Origin of the sequence: Janthinobacterium sp. GMG1, from assembly GCF_034427795.1 — a bacterium.
GTDB lineage: Bacteria > Pseudomonadota > Gammaproteobacteria > Burkholderiales > Burkholderiaceae_D > Janthinobacterium.
Genome location: NZ_JAXQNT010000002.1, coordinates 427193 through 441125 on the forward strand (window position 1 = coordinate 427193; position 13933 = coordinate 441125).

Here is a 13933-nt window from a genome sequence, read left to right on the forward strand (position 1 = left end):
GGTTCATTCCAGTGAGGTTGTCGGAAGAATGCGTGCTGACCGCCGGGCAGGAATGCGCGCGTGACACATCGCGTACCGGCAGAGCTGACTACGGTACATCAAATGGACGCAGGGGGAAAGAGGAGGGATGCCGCCACCTGGGCGGTGGCGGCGAAAACAACACGGGCTTACAACAGCGGCTTACAGCGCTTGCAGCGGAATGGTGCCGAACGTGGTCGGTGTCGAGCACGGCTCTTCGTCAAACGCGATGTCGCCCATGGGGCTGGCTACGCCGTCCGCCTTCAAGTCCTTGAAACCGAACAGTTTCGGGTCCATCAAATGCGATGGTGCTACGTTCGACAGGGCCGAGAAGATGCTTTCCACGCGGCCGGGGAACTTCTTGTCCCATTCGCGCATCAAGCCCTTGATCTGCTTGCGCTGCAGGTTTTCCTGCGAACCGCACAGGTCGCATGGAATGATGGGGAAGCCTTTGACTTCCGCATAGCGCTGCGTGTCTTCTTCCTTCACATACGCCATCGGGCGGATGACGATGTGCTTGCCGTCGTCCGATTGCAGCTTGGCCGGCATGCCTTTCAGTTTGCCGCCGAAGAACATATTCAGGAAGAACGTTTCCAGGATGTCATCGCGGTGGTGGCCCAGCGCGATCTTGTTGGCGCCCAGCTCGTCGGCCACGCGGTACAGGATGCCGCGGCGCAGGCGCGAGCACAGCGAGCAGGTCGTCTTGCCTTCCGGGATCAGACGCTTGACGATGCTGTAGGTATCCTGGTTTTCGATGTGGAAGGCCACGCCCAGTTCCGTCAGGTAGGCGGGCAGGATTTCCGGCGGGAAGTTCGGCTGCTTCTGGTCCAGGTTGACGGCGACGATATCGAAGTGAATCGGCGCGCGTTCGCGCAAGGTCATCAAAATGTCCAGCAGCGCGTAGCTATCCTTGCCGCCGGACAGGCACACCATCACCTTGTCGCCGTCTTCGATCATGTTGAAATCGCCGATGGCTTGCCCCACCAGGCGGCACAAGCGCTTGTGCAGCTTGTTGTTTTCCAGGGCGATCTTTTCCGCCTTCTTGCGCGCCAGTTTCTGCGCTTCCACATTGGCCGGGAATTCCACAGCCGTTGTCGTTGTTTCCAGTACTGCGGTGTTGTTCATGTTGCTCATGCTTCATCCTTGATCTTGAATACTTCCACGCCCACGCCTTCGCAGTCGGGATACACGTCCGGTTTCATGCTCGACACACGCGCCGCGCGCACGCGCGGGTGGGCCAGCATGGCGGCGAGCACGTCGTCGACCAGGCTTTCCTGCAGCTGCACGTGGCCCTGCGCCATGCGCCTGGCGATGGTCTCGCGCATGAAGTCGTAGTCGACCACTTCTTCCAGCTGGTCATCCTTCGGCGTCGACAGGGCCAGGGGAATGTACAGGTCGACGTTGATGAGGACGCGCTGCTCGCCCTTTTTCTCGAAGTCGTAGACGCCGATGTTGATGAGAACTTCGTAATTGCGCAGGAACAGGCGGCGGCAATCGGCCAGGCGAGGATGGGACAGGGCGGACGACATAGGTTTTACCTTTTAGGGGATGCTGGAATGCTGGTTGTTTGGTATGGCTGCTGATTATTTGGTCAAAAACATAACATCGCGCGGCAAGCCGATCAAATGCTGGCCGCCATCGACCAGCAGGGTCGTGCCCGTCAGCGCGCGCGCGCCGGCCACGTAACAGACGCTGTCAGCCACATCCTCGGGCGTGCTGGAGCGTCCCAGCGGCGTGTTTTCATGCGCCTTGACAAAGTTCGCTTGCGTCTGCTCGCCGGAGACCATGGTGATGCCGGGTGCGATGCCCACCACGCGCACTTTCGGCGCCAGCGCCTGGGCCAGCATGGTGGTCGCCGACAGCAGCGCCGCCTTGGACAGGGTGTACGACAAAAAATCAGGATTGAGATTGTACAGTTTTTGGTCCAGCAAGTTGATGACCACGGCTTGCCCGCCTGCCGGGGTGGCCTGGTACAGCGCTTGCGCCAGCAGGATGGGAGCGGCCAGGTTGGCGTGCATGTGGGCGTCGAGCGCGGTGAAGGAAAAATCGCCCGCATTGTCGTATTCAAACAACGATGCGTTGTTGACCACGCAAGTAACCGGCCCCAGCGCCGCCTGCGCCTGCGGCAACAGCTGGCGCACTGCCTCTTCCTGCGCCAGGTCGCAGGGGAACGCTTGCGCGCGGCGGCCCAGCGCGGCGATGTCCGCCACCAGGCTGAGCGCCTCGTCGCGCGAGTCGCGGTAGTGCACGGCGATATCCCAGCCATCGCGCGCCAGGCCCAGCGCGATGGCGCGACCGATGCGGCGCGCGGCGCCCGTGACGAGGGCGACGCGGGGAGTGCTGTCGAATGGCGTTGTCGTTGCTTCTGTCATGTCTTTGCTATGGTTGAGATATTCGGTGGACGCCACACTGGCGGCATGCGCCGCCGATTCGCTACAATGCGGGAATGTCTCTTCCCGCACCCGATAGCGACGCGCTGGCCGCGTCCCATGCCTTGCAGCACCTGATTGCCGCCGAAATCGCGCGCAATGACGGCGCCATTCCCTTTGTCCGCTTCATGGAGCTGGCGCTGTATGCGCCTGACCTCGGCTATTACAGCGGCGGCGCCGCCAAGCTGGGCAAAGATGGTGATTTTACAACCGCGCCGGAGATTTCGTCCCTGTTCGGCGCCACCCTGGCCCATGTGGCTGCCGCTATTATGGCGCAAACGGCCCCGCGCATCCTCGAATTCGGCGCCGGCACGGGCAAGCTGGCCTGCGATATCCTGACGGAAGCGGCGAATGCCGGCATCGCTATCGAACAGTATGCGATCGTCGAATTGTCCGGCGAATTGCGCGCGCGCCAGGAGCTGGCCCTGGCCGCCTTCCCGCAAGTGGTGTGGCTCGACGGCTTTCCCGACAGTTTCGAGGGCGCCGTGTTCGGCAATGAAGTGCTGGACGCCATGCCCGTCAACCTGATCAGCAAGACGCCCGCCGGCTGGTGCGAACTCGACGTCAGTATCGCCGATGGCCAGTTCGTGTTTGTCGAACGGCCTGCCGGCGCGGACGTGGCCGCGCAGATCGCCGCCCAGGTGCCGGATGCCGATGCCTTGCCGGTCGGCTATGTCACGGAAATTCATGGCGTCGCCTGCGGCTTCATGCGCTCGCTGGCGCGCATGCTGACCAATGGCAAGGGTGGCGCGGCCGTGCTGTTCGATTACGGTTTTCCGGCGCATGAGTATTACCTGGACTTGCGCGCCACGGGCACGCTGATGTGCCATTACCGCCATCACGCCCACGCGGAACCGTTTTATCTGCCCGGCTTGCAGGACATCACGGCCCACGTGGATTTCACGGCCATGGCGGTGGCGGCGCAGGATGCCGGCCTCGATGTGCTCGCCTATATGAACCAGGCGTCCTTCCTGCTGGGCGCGGGCCTCGGCGACTTGCTGCTGCGCACCGATCCGGAACAGGTCAAGACCTATTTGCCGCAAGCCAGCGCCGTGCAAAAGCTGGTGTCGCCCGCCGAGATGGGGGAATTGTTCAAGGTGCTGGTGGTGGGGCACCAGGTGGCGTTGCCGGAAGCGCTGTTGTCCAGCGACCGCAGTCACCGCTTGTAAGCGCCTGCAATATCAAGGCAGGGCAGTGTTGCCCTGCAATTTCCTGTCCGCCGGTGGTTATTATCTTGTCATATCGTATATGATGACCGACACAGCACGGTTCCATCCTGCAAGAACCCGTCGCCGCGCACCGATTTCAAGATAGAACGATGGGAAAGATACATACACACTATGACAACCTGAAGGTGGCGCGCCTGGCGCCGCAGGAAGTCATACGTGCCGCGTACAAAGCCCTCAGCCAGAAATACCACCCGGACAAGAATCCCGGCGACGAAAAGGCCGCCCGCATCATGGCGATCCTCAACAGCGCCTATGGCACCTTGTCCGATCCCCAGCGCCGCAAGGAACACGACGAGTGGATCGCCGCCGAGGAGTGGGAAATCGAATGGCTGGAAAGCACCCACCAGGAAGAAGGCAAGAGCCGCGATGGCCGCGCGAAAGGCCATGCCCAGCCGCATGAACATGCCTGGGCGCAGGACGTTCCCCCGTCGAAAGGCAAGGAGCGGCGCGGCTTGCCGCCCGTCTGGCGCAATTGGCGCTGGTGGTTGAGTTTGCTAGTCTGCCTGTTGCTGGGCTGGCTGGGCGCCTTGCTGATGCTCGACACGTCTCAGCCCGTGCCTGCCGCGCTGGCGTCGGCCTGGAGCGGCCTGGCCCGCGATGGCGCCAAGCCCCATGCGGAAGCGGCCACGCCAGCGGCCAGTGCCGCGTCTTCGCCGAAAGGCGAGGCCGTGGCAGTCGATAGCTGGGCCGTGGGCAAGCCGTACGCGCCCGAACCCCCGCAAGCGAAGACGCCCGAGATCCGCGTGCTGGCCGTCTCCCAGCTGAGCTTGAAAGCCAGCCAGCCCGCCTGCGATGGTGCAGGCAAGGCCGAGTCCCCATCGCTGGTGGCGCCAAATGGTGAACCCTGGCCGGCCCATTCCGGCTATGTCGATGGATTCCCGATCGGTAACAAGGGCGATGAGCTGGCCGTGAGCATCGATAACAGCGGCAATGCCGCGCCCGTGTTCGTAAAGCTGTTTGACACGGAGCGGCGCTCGAACGTGCGCTACCTGTACATCCTTGCGTATGACAAGCTGCTGGTGGAGCAGCTCAGCGCGGGCAAGTATGAAGTGCGTTACCAGGCCGTCGGGCCCGGCCAGGACAATTGCGGCGGCGCCACGCGCAGCGGTGCCTCGGCATCGTCGCCGTCCGCCAGCGAAGGCGGTACGCAGAATCCTGTTGTAAGCAGCATCTAATCTGATTATGCTTGATATGCGTCAACGCAGCGTCCACATCGAACTTATCCATTAGGAGTATTCATGACCGACCTCAAAGCCGATGCAGATGATAACTGGCTGCTCGACGAAGATGAGCCGGTGGCCAGTCCAGCCGGGCTTGCCGCGCCTGACCAGCGCCTGTGGCGTGTCCTGATCGTCGATGACGACGTCGACGTGCATGCGGTCACGCGGCTGGCGCTGCGCAATGTCAGCTTCAAGGGGCGCGAGCTGGAACTGTTTTCCGCCTACAGCGGCCGCGAAGCGTACGACATCCTGCGCGACACGCCCGATATTGCGCTGGTGCTGCTCGACGTGGTGATGGAAACGGATGACGCCGGCCTGATCCTCGCCAAGCGCATCCGCGCCGACCTGAACAACTCCATCGTGCGCGTCGTGCTGCGCACGGGCCAGCCGGGCCAGGCGCCCGAGCAGCGTGTCATCATCGAATACGACATCAACGATTACAAGGCCAAGACGGAACTGACGACGCAAAAGCTGTTTACCACCGTCATTTCGGCCCTGCGCGCCTACGAGAGCCTGATGATGCTCGAACGCAGCCGCATCGGCCTGGGCAAGATCCTCGCCGGCGCCACCAATCTGTACCAGATCCATTCCCTGCGCGAATTCGCTTCCGGTGTGCTGAACCAGGTCAGCGCCATCCTCGACGTGGGCGCCGACGGCGTGCTGTGCCTGATGCAGGGCGGCGCCGGGCGACCCGAGGTGGTGGCCGCCACGGGTACCTATGCCATGCTGGCCGAGTCGGAAGCCTTGCCGGCCGACCACGCGCTCACCGCCACCATCGACAAGGCGTTCGCGGAAAAGCGCAGTCAGTTCGAGCATCCGGCCAATGTGCTGTTCATCCACACGGAAGGCAATCGCGAGCTGGCCATTTCCGTTACGCCGCCGTGGCCGCTGGCGCAGATCCAGCGCGACTTGCTGGAAGTGTTTTGCCAGCGTATCGCCGCCGCCTTCGACAACCTGTACATGTTCGGCCAGCTGCGCAAGGCGCAGGAGGCGACCGTGGTGGCGCTGGCCGACCTGGCCGAGTTCCGCGACAGCGACACGGGCGGCCACGTGCGGCGGGTGCAGCTGTTGTCCGACGCCATCGCCCGCCGCATGCAGCAGCGCGGCGTCTACGCCGATGAGCTCAGCCCGCAGTTGCTCGACATGATCGGCCTGGCCAGCATCCTGCACGATGTGGGCAAGGTGGCCACGCCGGACGCCGTGTTGCTGAAGCCGGGCAAGCATACGGATGAGGAACGGGCGCAGATGCAGCTGCACGCCAGCGTCGGTCGCACCATATTGGAACGGGCCGCCAACATGGTCGACGGCGTCAGCTACCTGACGTATGGCGCGCAGATCGCCGGCGGCCACCACGAACACTTCGATGGCGCCGGTTATCCGAACGGCCTGAAAGGGCGCGACATTCCCGTGGCCGCGCGCATCGTTGCCGTGGTCGATGTTTTTGACGCCTTGCTGCACGAGCGGCCTTACAAGGAGCCGTGGCCGTATCCGCAGGTGCGCGAATACATCGAGCAGCGCAGCGGCAGCCAGTTCGATCCGGAAGTGGTAACGGCGCTGCTGGAACTGATCGACCATGAGCCGCAACTGTGGCATCCGGAGCGCGCTGTCGCTTGAGCAGCAACTTCGTCGGCCTTTTTCGGCACGCCGCCATTCCCTTGCGCGCGGCGCCGTCATATACTCGGCAGCCTCATGCTGGCTGGCGCCACGCACCAGTGTGGCGCGCCGCGGAGTTTTCGGACATCACGACATGAAAGAACTCAAGGGCCTTAGCGCACTGATCATCGAGCCGCATCCGGGCATGCGCGCCAGCCTGCACAATATGCTCAACCTGTGCGGCCTGGCGAAGATCGACGACGCGGCCAGCTCCGGCCAGGCGATCCGCATGCTGGGCAGCAAATCGTATGATCTGATCCTGTGCGAATACGATCTCGACGGCGGGCAGGATGGCCAGCAGATGCTGGAAGACTTGCGCCACCACAAATTGATGCACGCGTCGACCATGTTCTTCATGGTCACGGGCGAAGGCAGCTTCGCCAAGGTGGTCAGCGCCGTCGAACTCTTGCCCACCGATTACATCCTCAAGCCCTTCACTGCTGACAATATGCTCGAGCGCATCGGCCGCGCGCTGGACAAGCGCAATGCCTTCGTGCCCGTGTATGAGCTGATCGACGTGGGCAATGAGCGCGCGGCGATTGCCGCCTGCGCCGAGGGCGCCAGCCTGTATCCCCGCTACGCCACGGATTTCCTGCGCCTGCGCGCGGAATTGCATTTGCTGCTGGGCGAGGCGGCCGACGCCGAGCCGATCTACGCGGGCCTGTATGAAGCCAAGTCTATCGGCTGGGCACGCCTGGGACAGGCCAAGACGCAATTCCTGCTGGGCGAGTACGAAGCGGCGCAGGGCACCCTGGAAGGGCTGCTGGAAAACAACAAGCGTTTTCTCGACGCGTATGACTGGCTGGCGCGCACGCACCTGGCGCTAGGCAAGCCGGAACTGGCGCAGGCCGCCTTGAGCGAAGCGGTAGCCCTGTCGCCGCACGCCGTGCGCCGCTTGCGCCGCCTGGGTGAGGCGGCCCTGGCGGCCGACGATATCGAGATGGCGGAAAAATCCCTCAAATTGGTCGTCAGCAAGGCCAAGTATTCGGAATTCCGCGACCCCGAAGACCATGTGCGCCTGGTGCAGACCCTCGTGCGCAAGGGCGACCCGCTGCAGGTGGGCGCCGTGATCCGCGACCTCGACAAGTCGATGGGCGGGCAAAAGAATGCGGAATTGTGCAGCGCCCTGTGCAGCGCCATGCTGCATGCGCATACGGGTAATGAGGAACGCCTGCAGCAATCGCTGGACGCGGCCCTGGCCGCTAACCGCCACAGCGTGGGCGGCTCGAACATGCTGAAAACGGAACTGGCGCGCCATTGCCTGGCGCATGGGCGCGAGGATGGCGCCGCCGAGGTGATGCGCGAAGTCATGCGCAACGCGCCCGACAGCGCGGCCATGACGCGCGCCATGGCCGTCTTCGAGCATGCCGGGCGCGAAGAGCTGGCCAAGGCGCTGGCGCGGCAAAGCCGCCAAGAAGTGGCGGACATGGTGGCAGCCGGCGCCGCCAGGGCGGGAGAGGGCGATTTCCGCGGCGCTGTCGATCTGATGGGCGAGGCCGTTACGCGCCTGCCCGACAATCCGCAAGTGGTCTTCAATGCGGCCGTGGCCGTGCTGAAATGCCTGGAGCACGAAGGCTGGGATGAACGCATGGGGCAGCAGGCGCTGACGTTTATCGCCGGCGTGCGCCGCCTGGATCCGCGCAACCCCAAATTGCCCGTGCTGTCGGGCCTGCATCAGCAGTTGCTGCGCAAATATAAGCCGCTGGGCAACTCCTGGATGCATCCGCCTGACGCCCGGTAAATGGAAAAAATGCGGGGTGCATGACGGGAAAATGCGGCTTCCCGCCAGGGGTGATAAAAAAAATCCAAAAAAAGTCGACTTTTTTTCGCCAACCCTTGCACATTCTCAAATCGGGAGCTTATAATCACGCCCCGAAGCAGCCAACTTCTTCTTTATACGCAAATGCAGCAGTCAGGCATCAGCAAATAAGGTTGACAGTTGTGAGTAGATGCTTCATACTCTGCGGTTCCCGCGGAGGGGTGGCCGAGTGGTTAAAGGCGACAGACTGTAAATCTGTTCTCTGTGAGTACGCTGGTTCGAATCCAGCCCCCTCCACCAAGTTTTTGCAAGGAAAACTGGGTAGTAGCAAAAAGCAAGTGAAGATAAAGTGAACGATACCTCGCGGGTGTAGCTCAATGGTAGAGCAGAAGCCTTCCAAGCTTACGACGAGGGTTCGATTCCCTTCACCCGCTCCAGTTTCCGTTCAGATGCTTGATGCATCGCATGCAACAAATTACAGCCCTTGTAGCTCAGTGGTAGAGCACTCCCTTGGTAAGGGAGAGGCCACGTGTTCGATCCACGTCAAGGGCACCAGAATTCGCAGCAGGCAGCACAGAAGCAATTCAAACCAGACCGTCGGGCGTGTGCCTGAGCAATCTAATCAAATCATTAGGAGTTCAAAATGGCAAAAGGTAAATTCGAACGGACCAAGCCGCACGTCAACGTCGGCACCATCGGCCACGTCGACCACGGTAAAACCACGCTGACCGCTGCAATCGCAACGGTTCTGTCGAAGAAATTCGGCGGCGAAGCTAAAGCATACGACCAGATCGATGCAGCACCAGAAGAAAAAGCGCGCGGTATCACGATCAACACCGCCCACGTCGAGTACGAAACGGAATCGCGTCACTACGCGCACGTTGACTGCCCAGGCCACGCCGATTACATCAAAAACATGATCACCGGTGCTGCCCAGATGGACGGCGCGATCCTGGTGTGCTCCGCAGCTGACGGCCCAATGCCACAGACCCGCGAACACATCCTGCTGGCCCGCCAAGTTGGCGTTCCATACATCATCGTGTTCCTGAACAAGTGCGACCTGGTCGACGACGCAGAGCTGCTGGAACTGGTCGAAATGGAAGTGCGCGAGCTGTTGTCGAAGTATGAGTTCCCTGGCGACGACGTGCCTATCATCAAAGGTTCGGCACGTATGGCGCTGGAAGGCAAAGAAGGCGAAATGGGCGTGGATGCAGTGTTGCGTCTGGCCGATGCCCTCGATTCGTACATCCCAACGCCAGAGCGCGCTGTTGACGGTGCATTCCTGATGCCAGTGGAAGACGTGTTCTCGATCTCGGGTCGCGGTACCGTGGTCACCGGTCGTATCGAGCGCGGCATTGTTAAAGTCGGCGAAGAGATCGAAATCGTCGGTATTATCGATACCGTCAAAACGACTTGCACCGGCGTGGAAATGTTCCGCAAACTGCTGGATCAAGGTCAAGCTGGCGACAACGTTGGTCTGCTGCTGCGCGGCACCAAGCGTGAAGACGTGCAACGTGGTCAAGTTCTGGCCAAGCCAGGCTCGATCAAGCCGCATGCGCACTTCACCGGCGAGATCTATGTTCTGTCGAAAGACGAAGGCGGCCGTCATACGCCATTCTTCAACAACTATCGTCCACAGTTCTACTTCCGCACGACGGACGTAACTGGTTCGATCGAGTTGCCAGCAGACAAAGAAATGGTCATGCCAGGCGATAACGTGTCGATCACCGTCAAGCTGATCAACCCGATCGCGATGGAAGAAGGCCTGCGCTTCGCTATCCGTGAAGGCGGTCGTACCGTCGGCGCCGGCGTGGTTGCAAAAATCCTCGCATAAGGAAATGTTTGCTTCCACCTGGGGCGTCCTGGGTGGTAGAATAGCACTCCTCGAAAGTTTTACGTAGGGACGTAGCTCAATTGGCAGAGCGTCGGTCTCCAAAACCGAAGGTTGGGGGTTCGATGCCCTCCGTCCCTGCCACCGTCAAGGTGCAGGGCACCGAAAGTAGAAAAATGTCAAATCAATCCGTGCAAACCGTTAGCACGTCGAGTGACAAGATAAAAGTCGCGCTGGCAATAGTGGCTGCGATTGCAGGAGTAGTCGGGTTTTATTACCTGGCAGGCCAACCAGCTCTGGTGCGTGCAAGCGCGCTTGTGGCTGGTTTGGTTATTGCTGTTGCGCTCTTGTATATCTCGACGACCGGCCGTGAATTTCTCAATTTCGCCAAAGAAGCCGTGCGCGAAACCAAGAAAGTCGTTTGGCCTACCCGCAAAGAAGCCACGCAGATTACTGCGATCGTGTTTGCCTTTGTGCTGGTCATGGCGATTTTCCTGTGGGGCACGGATAAATTGCTCGAGTTTTTGTTGTATGACGTAATTCTGGGTTGGAAAAAATAATGAGCGAAAATGTGCATGATGAAGCGGCGGACGAGTCCGTTCCGGGCGACGCTCCGGTAGCGGACACTGGTGCAGCGCTGAGCGTGCCAGTGAGCAGCAAGCGCTGGTATGTCGTGCATGCTTATTCCGGCATGGAAAAAAGCGTCATGCGCGCACTGACCGAGCGCATCGAGCGCGCGGGCATGCAAGACCAGTTCGGCCAGATCCTGGTGCCGATCGAAGAAGTTGTCGAAGTCAAGAATGGCGTGAAGTCCGTCACCGAGCGTCGTTTCTATCCTGGCTATGTGCTGGTTGAAATGGAAATGACGGACGAGAGCTGGCACTTGGTCAAGAACACCAGCAAGGTTACCGGTTTCATTGGTGGCAAGTCGAACAAGCCGACGCCGATCTCCGCGCGCGAAATCGACGGCATCATGAAGCAGATGCAGGAAGGTGTTGAAAAGCCCCGTCCAAAAACCTTGTACGAAGTGGGCGAGCAAGTCCGTATCAAGGATGGCCCGTTCACCGATTTCAACGGCAATGTCGAAGAAGTCAACTACGAGAAATCCAAAGTACGCGTTTCGGTCACCATTTTCGGCCGCGCTACCCCGGTAGAGCTCGAATTCGGCCAGGTCGAAAAAGTTTAAGCATTAGCAAGCGCCACCAGGAGCGTTGCGGCAGTCTCAGCAAAATCCGGTCAGAGGAGCCCCGCCAGGGTAGGATCGGCGGGGCGCTACTACTCAATCCAAGATAGGAGCCATCATGGCAAAGAAAATCATTGGTTTTATCAAGCTGCAAGTGCCAGCTGGTAAAGCAAACCCATCCCCACCAATCGGTCCAGCTCTGGGTCAACGTGGTCTGAACATCATGGAATTCTGCAAGGCCTTCAATGCACAGACCCAAGGTCTGGAGCCAGGCATGCCGATTCCAGTCGTGATCACCGCGTTCGCTGACAAGTCCTTCACCTTCGTGATGAAGACGCCTCCAGCAACCTACCTGATCAAAAAAGCTGCTGCGATCACCAAAGGTTCGCCGAAGCCACATACCGACAAAGTCGGTACGCTGACCCGCGCACAAGCTGAAGAAATCGCTAAATTGAAAACCCCTGATCTGACCGCTGCCGACATGGATGCTGCTGTACGCACCATCGCTGGTTCCGCTCGTTCGATTGGTATCACGGTGGAAGGTGTTGTATAATGGCTAAGTTATCCAAACGTATCAAGGCTTTGAAAGCCAAAGTCGACCGTACCAAAGTGTACGCTTTCGACAACGCTGTCGCTCTGATCAAAGAGTGCGCAACGGCCAAGTTCAATGAATCGATCGACGTATCGGTACAACTGGGTGTTGATCCTAAGAAATCCGACCAAGTGGTGCGCGGCTCCGTCGTGCTGCCAGCTGGTACCGGCAAAACCGTACGCGTGGCTGTATTCGCGTCGGGCGAAAAAGCGGAAGCTGCCAAAGCAGCTGGCGCCGACATCGTTGGTATGGAAGACCTGGCTGAGCAGATCAAAGCCGGCGACATGCCTTTCGACATCGTTATCGCTTCGCCAGATACCATGCGTATCGTTGGTACCCTGGGTCAGATCCTGGGCCCACGCGGCATGATGCCTAACCCGAAAGTTGGCACTGTTACTCCTGACGTCGCTACCGCCGTGAAAAACGCGAAAGCCGGTCAAGTTCAGTACCGTACCGACAAATCCGGTATCATCCACGCTACCATCGGCCGTAAATCGTTCGCTGACGCAGATCTGAAGTCGAATCTGGTCGCACTGATCGACGCACTGAACAAAGCCAAGCCAGCATCGAGCAAAGGCGTGTACCTGCGCAAAGTTTCGCTGTCGTCGACCATGGGCGCTGGCGTCCGTGTTGACCAGGCTAGCCTGGCAGCTTAAGTAACAGAATCAAGTCCCACGCGCCTTCGGGCGCTGTGGGCGCATCTTTGGGCTGTCTGCCTGGTGTTCGCACCAGGCAGGCAGACAATCAAAGACCGTTGGGCCGACTGCGATGGCACATGCAGAAGGTTAATAGGCTTGCCGGCAACGGCAGGTGCCCAACGCAGATGGTGTACCCGAACAAGTTTTGTAGTCCTCATGCTGCGTGAATCCATCCGCTCAGTTTAGTACTTCTTGACTTCGGACGCCGTGTTCGAACCGATGCAAGGCGCTCAACCACTCGGTTGTGATTGCCGAACATCATTTAAGGAGGTTGACCGTGAGTCTCAATCTGAATGACAAAAAGGCCGTCGTCGCCGAAGTTTCCGCACAAGTAGCAAATGCGCAAACGATCGTCGTGGCCGAATATCGTGGCATCCAGGTTGGTCACTTGACGCAACTGCGTGCTAAAGCGCGTGCCCAAGGCGTGTACCTGCGTGTGTTGAAAAACACTCTGGCTCGTCGCTCCGTTGAAGGTACCGCATTCGCCAGCCTGGCAGATGCCATGACCGGCCCGTTGATCTACTCGATCTCGGCCGATGCCGTTGCAGCAGCTAAAGTCATCGCTGACTTCGCTAAAACCAACGACAAACTGGTCATCAAAGCAGGTAACTACGCAGGCAAGCCGCTGGATACAGCTGCTGTCACCGCGTTGGCGAGCATTCCTAGCCGTGAAGTCCTCATTTCGCAGTTGTTGGGCGTTATGCTGGCTCCGGTTTCGGGCTTTGCACGTGGTCTGGCTGCCCTGGCAGCGAAAAAAGGCGAAGGCGCCGAAGCTCCTGCAGAAGCAGCAGCAGAAGAAGCCCCAGCAGCCGCTTAATTGCGCGCGCTTTTTTCTCTCAGTACCAATCTGATGTAACTAACGTAATAAATTTAGGAGTTTCAAAATGGCAATTAGCAAAGACGATATCCTGGAAGCAGTTAGCGCCATGTCCGTAATGGACCTGAACGACCTGGTTAAAGCATTCGAAGAAAAATTCGGCGTGTCCGCAGCAGCAATGGCTTCGGCCGGTCCTGCAGCAGGCCCAGCAGCAGCTGCTGAAGAACAAACCGAATTCAACGTCATCCTTGACACCTTCGGCGCAAACAAAGTTGGCGTTATTAAAGCAGTTCGCGAAATCACCGGCCTGGGCTTGAAAGAAGCTAAAGACCTGGTCGATGGCGCACCAAAAACTGTGAAAGAAGCAGTGTCGAAAGCTGACGCTGAAGCAGCACAGAAGAAACTGGTAGAAGCCGGCGCAACCGCTTCGATCAAGTAATATCTGTACCGGCGGCAGTTAGCGCCCGAGTCAAAGTCTGAGGTTTCCCCTCGCAAGGGGGGAAA

At 59.7% G+C, this 13933-nt stretch carries 14 protein-coding genes and 4 tRNA genes; 15 read left to right on the forward strand and 3 right to left on the reverse strand.

All coding sequences use genetic code 11. The features are described from left to right. Window positions 1-180 precede the first annotated feature (180 nt). Genes ttcA through SJI03_RS06945 form a run of 3 tightly spaced genes read right to left on the reverse strand, consistent with a single transcriptional unit; the run spans window position 181 to window position 2390 of the window. Window positions 181-1143, reverse strand: a complete 963-nt coding sequence (gene ttcA, locus SJI03_RS06935) for a tRNA 2-thiocytidine(32) synthetase TtcA (protein WP_099377919.1) — start codon at window positions 1141-1143, stop codon at window positions 181-183. 5 nt (window positions 1144-1148) lie between these two features. Further along, a complete protein-coding gene (locus tag SJI03_RS06940; protein ID WP_034783508.1) occupies window positions 1149-1547 on the reverse strand; it encodes a dihydroneopterin aldolase in 399 nt (132 codons plus the stop codon). A gap of 54 nt (window positions 1548-1601) precedes the next feature. Then, window positions 1602-2390, reverse strand: coding sequence for an SDR family oxidoreductase (locus SJI03_RS06945; RefSeq protein WP_099377920.1), 789 nt, complete (start codon window positions 2388-2390; stop codon window positions 1602-1604). A 74-nt stretch (window positions 2391-2464) separates the two neighbouring features. On the opposite strand from SJI03_RS06945, the gene SJI03_RS06950 reads away from it, so the two are divergent. The 15 genes from SJI03_RS06950 (at window position 2465) to rplL (ending at window position 13868) form a co-directional block, all read left to right on the forward strand. Beyond that, window positions 2465-3616 carry a class I SAM-dependent methyltransferase gene (locus SJI03_RS06950; protein ID WP_322426662.1) on the forward strand — a complete coding sequence of 384 codons (1152 nt, stop codon included), beginning with the start codon at window positions 2465-2467 and terminating at the stop codon, window positions 3614-3616. A 149-nt stretch (window positions 3617-3765) separates the two neighbouring features. Further along, window positions 3766-4851, forward strand: coding sequence for a J domain-containing protein (locus SJI03_RS06955; RefSeq protein ID WP_322426663.1), 1086 nt, complete (start codon window positions 3766-3768; stop codon window positions 4849-4851). A 63-nt stretch (window positions 4852-4914) separates the two neighbouring features. Next, window positions 4915-6510, forward strand: a complete 1596-nt coding sequence (locus SJI03_RS06960; protein WP_099377894.1) for a DUF3369 domain-containing protein — start codon at window positions 4915-4917, stop codon at window positions 6508-6510. A 133-nt stretch (window positions 6511-6643) separates the two neighbouring features. Continuing rightward, complete coding sequence (locus tag SJI03_RS06965; RefSeq protein ID WP_322426664.1) at window positions 6644-8290, forward strand: response regulator; 1647 nt, start codon at window positions 6644-6646, stop codon at window positions 8288-8290. A gap of 233 nt (window positions 8291-8523) precedes the next feature. Further along, a tRNA-Tyr gene (locus SJI03_RS06970) sits at window positions 8524-8608 on the forward strand. A 63-nt stretch (window positions 8609-8671) separates the two neighbouring features. Then, a tRNA-Gly gene (locus tag SJI03_RS06975) sits at window positions 8672-8745 on the forward strand. Window positions 8746-8788: 43 nt separating this feature from the next. Continuing rightward, a tRNA-Thr gene (locus SJI03_RS06980) sits at window positions 8789-8863 on the forward strand. An 88-nt stretch (window positions 8864-8951) separates the two neighbouring features. Then, window positions 8952-10142 (forward strand): elongation factor Tu, encoded by a 1191-nt coding sequence (gene tuf, locus SJI03_RS06985; RefSeq protein WP_100875273.1) that lies wholly within the window; start codon window positions 8952-8954, stop codon window positions 10140-10142. Between the two features lie 65 nt (window positions 10143-10207). Then, window positions 10208-10283, forward strand: a tRNA-Trp gene (locus SJI03_RS06990). A gap of 32 nt (window positions 10284-10315) precedes the next feature. Then, a complete protein-coding gene (gene secE, locus SJI03_RS06995; RefSeq protein ID WP_035823944.1) occupies window positions 10316-10699 on the forward strand; it encodes a preprotein translocase subunit SecE in 384 nt (127 codons plus the stop codon). Further along, a complete protein-coding gene (gene nusG / locus SJI03_RS07000; RefSeq protein WP_034753130.1) occupies window positions 10699-11325 on the forward strand; it encodes a transcription termination/antitermination protein NusG in 627 nt (208 codons plus the stop codon). The genes secE and nusG overlap by 1 nt, the downstream gene beginning before the upstream one ends. A gap of 115 nt (window positions 11326-11440) precedes the next feature. After that, the gene (gene rplK, locus SJI03_RS07005) at window positions 11441-11875 is read left to right on the forward strand and encodes a 50S ribosomal protein L11 (RefSeq protein ID WP_034753131.1); all 435 of its coding nucleotides are present in this window, start codon (window positions 11441-11443) and stop codon (window positions 11873-11875) included. Beyond that, entirely contained in the window at window positions 11875-12570 is a 696-nt protein-coding gene (gene rplA / locus SJI03_RS07010) for a 50S ribosomal protein L1 (protein WP_034753134.1), read from the forward strand. The genes rplK and rplA overlap by 1 nt, the downstream gene beginning before the upstream one ends. 319 nt (window positions 12571-12889) lie before the next feature. Then, window positions 12890-13429, forward strand: coding sequence for a 50S ribosomal protein L10 (rplJ, locus tag SJI03_RS07015; protein WP_034753621.1), 540 nt, complete (start codon window positions 12890-12892; stop codon window positions 13427-13429). 67 nt (window positions 13430-13496) lie between these two features. Further along, entirely contained in the window at window positions 13497-13868 is a 372-nt protein-coding gene (gene rplL / locus SJI03_RS07020) for a 50S ribosomal protein L7/L12 (protein ID WP_034753136.1), read from the forward strand. Window positions 13869-13933 lie beyond the last annotated feature (65 nt).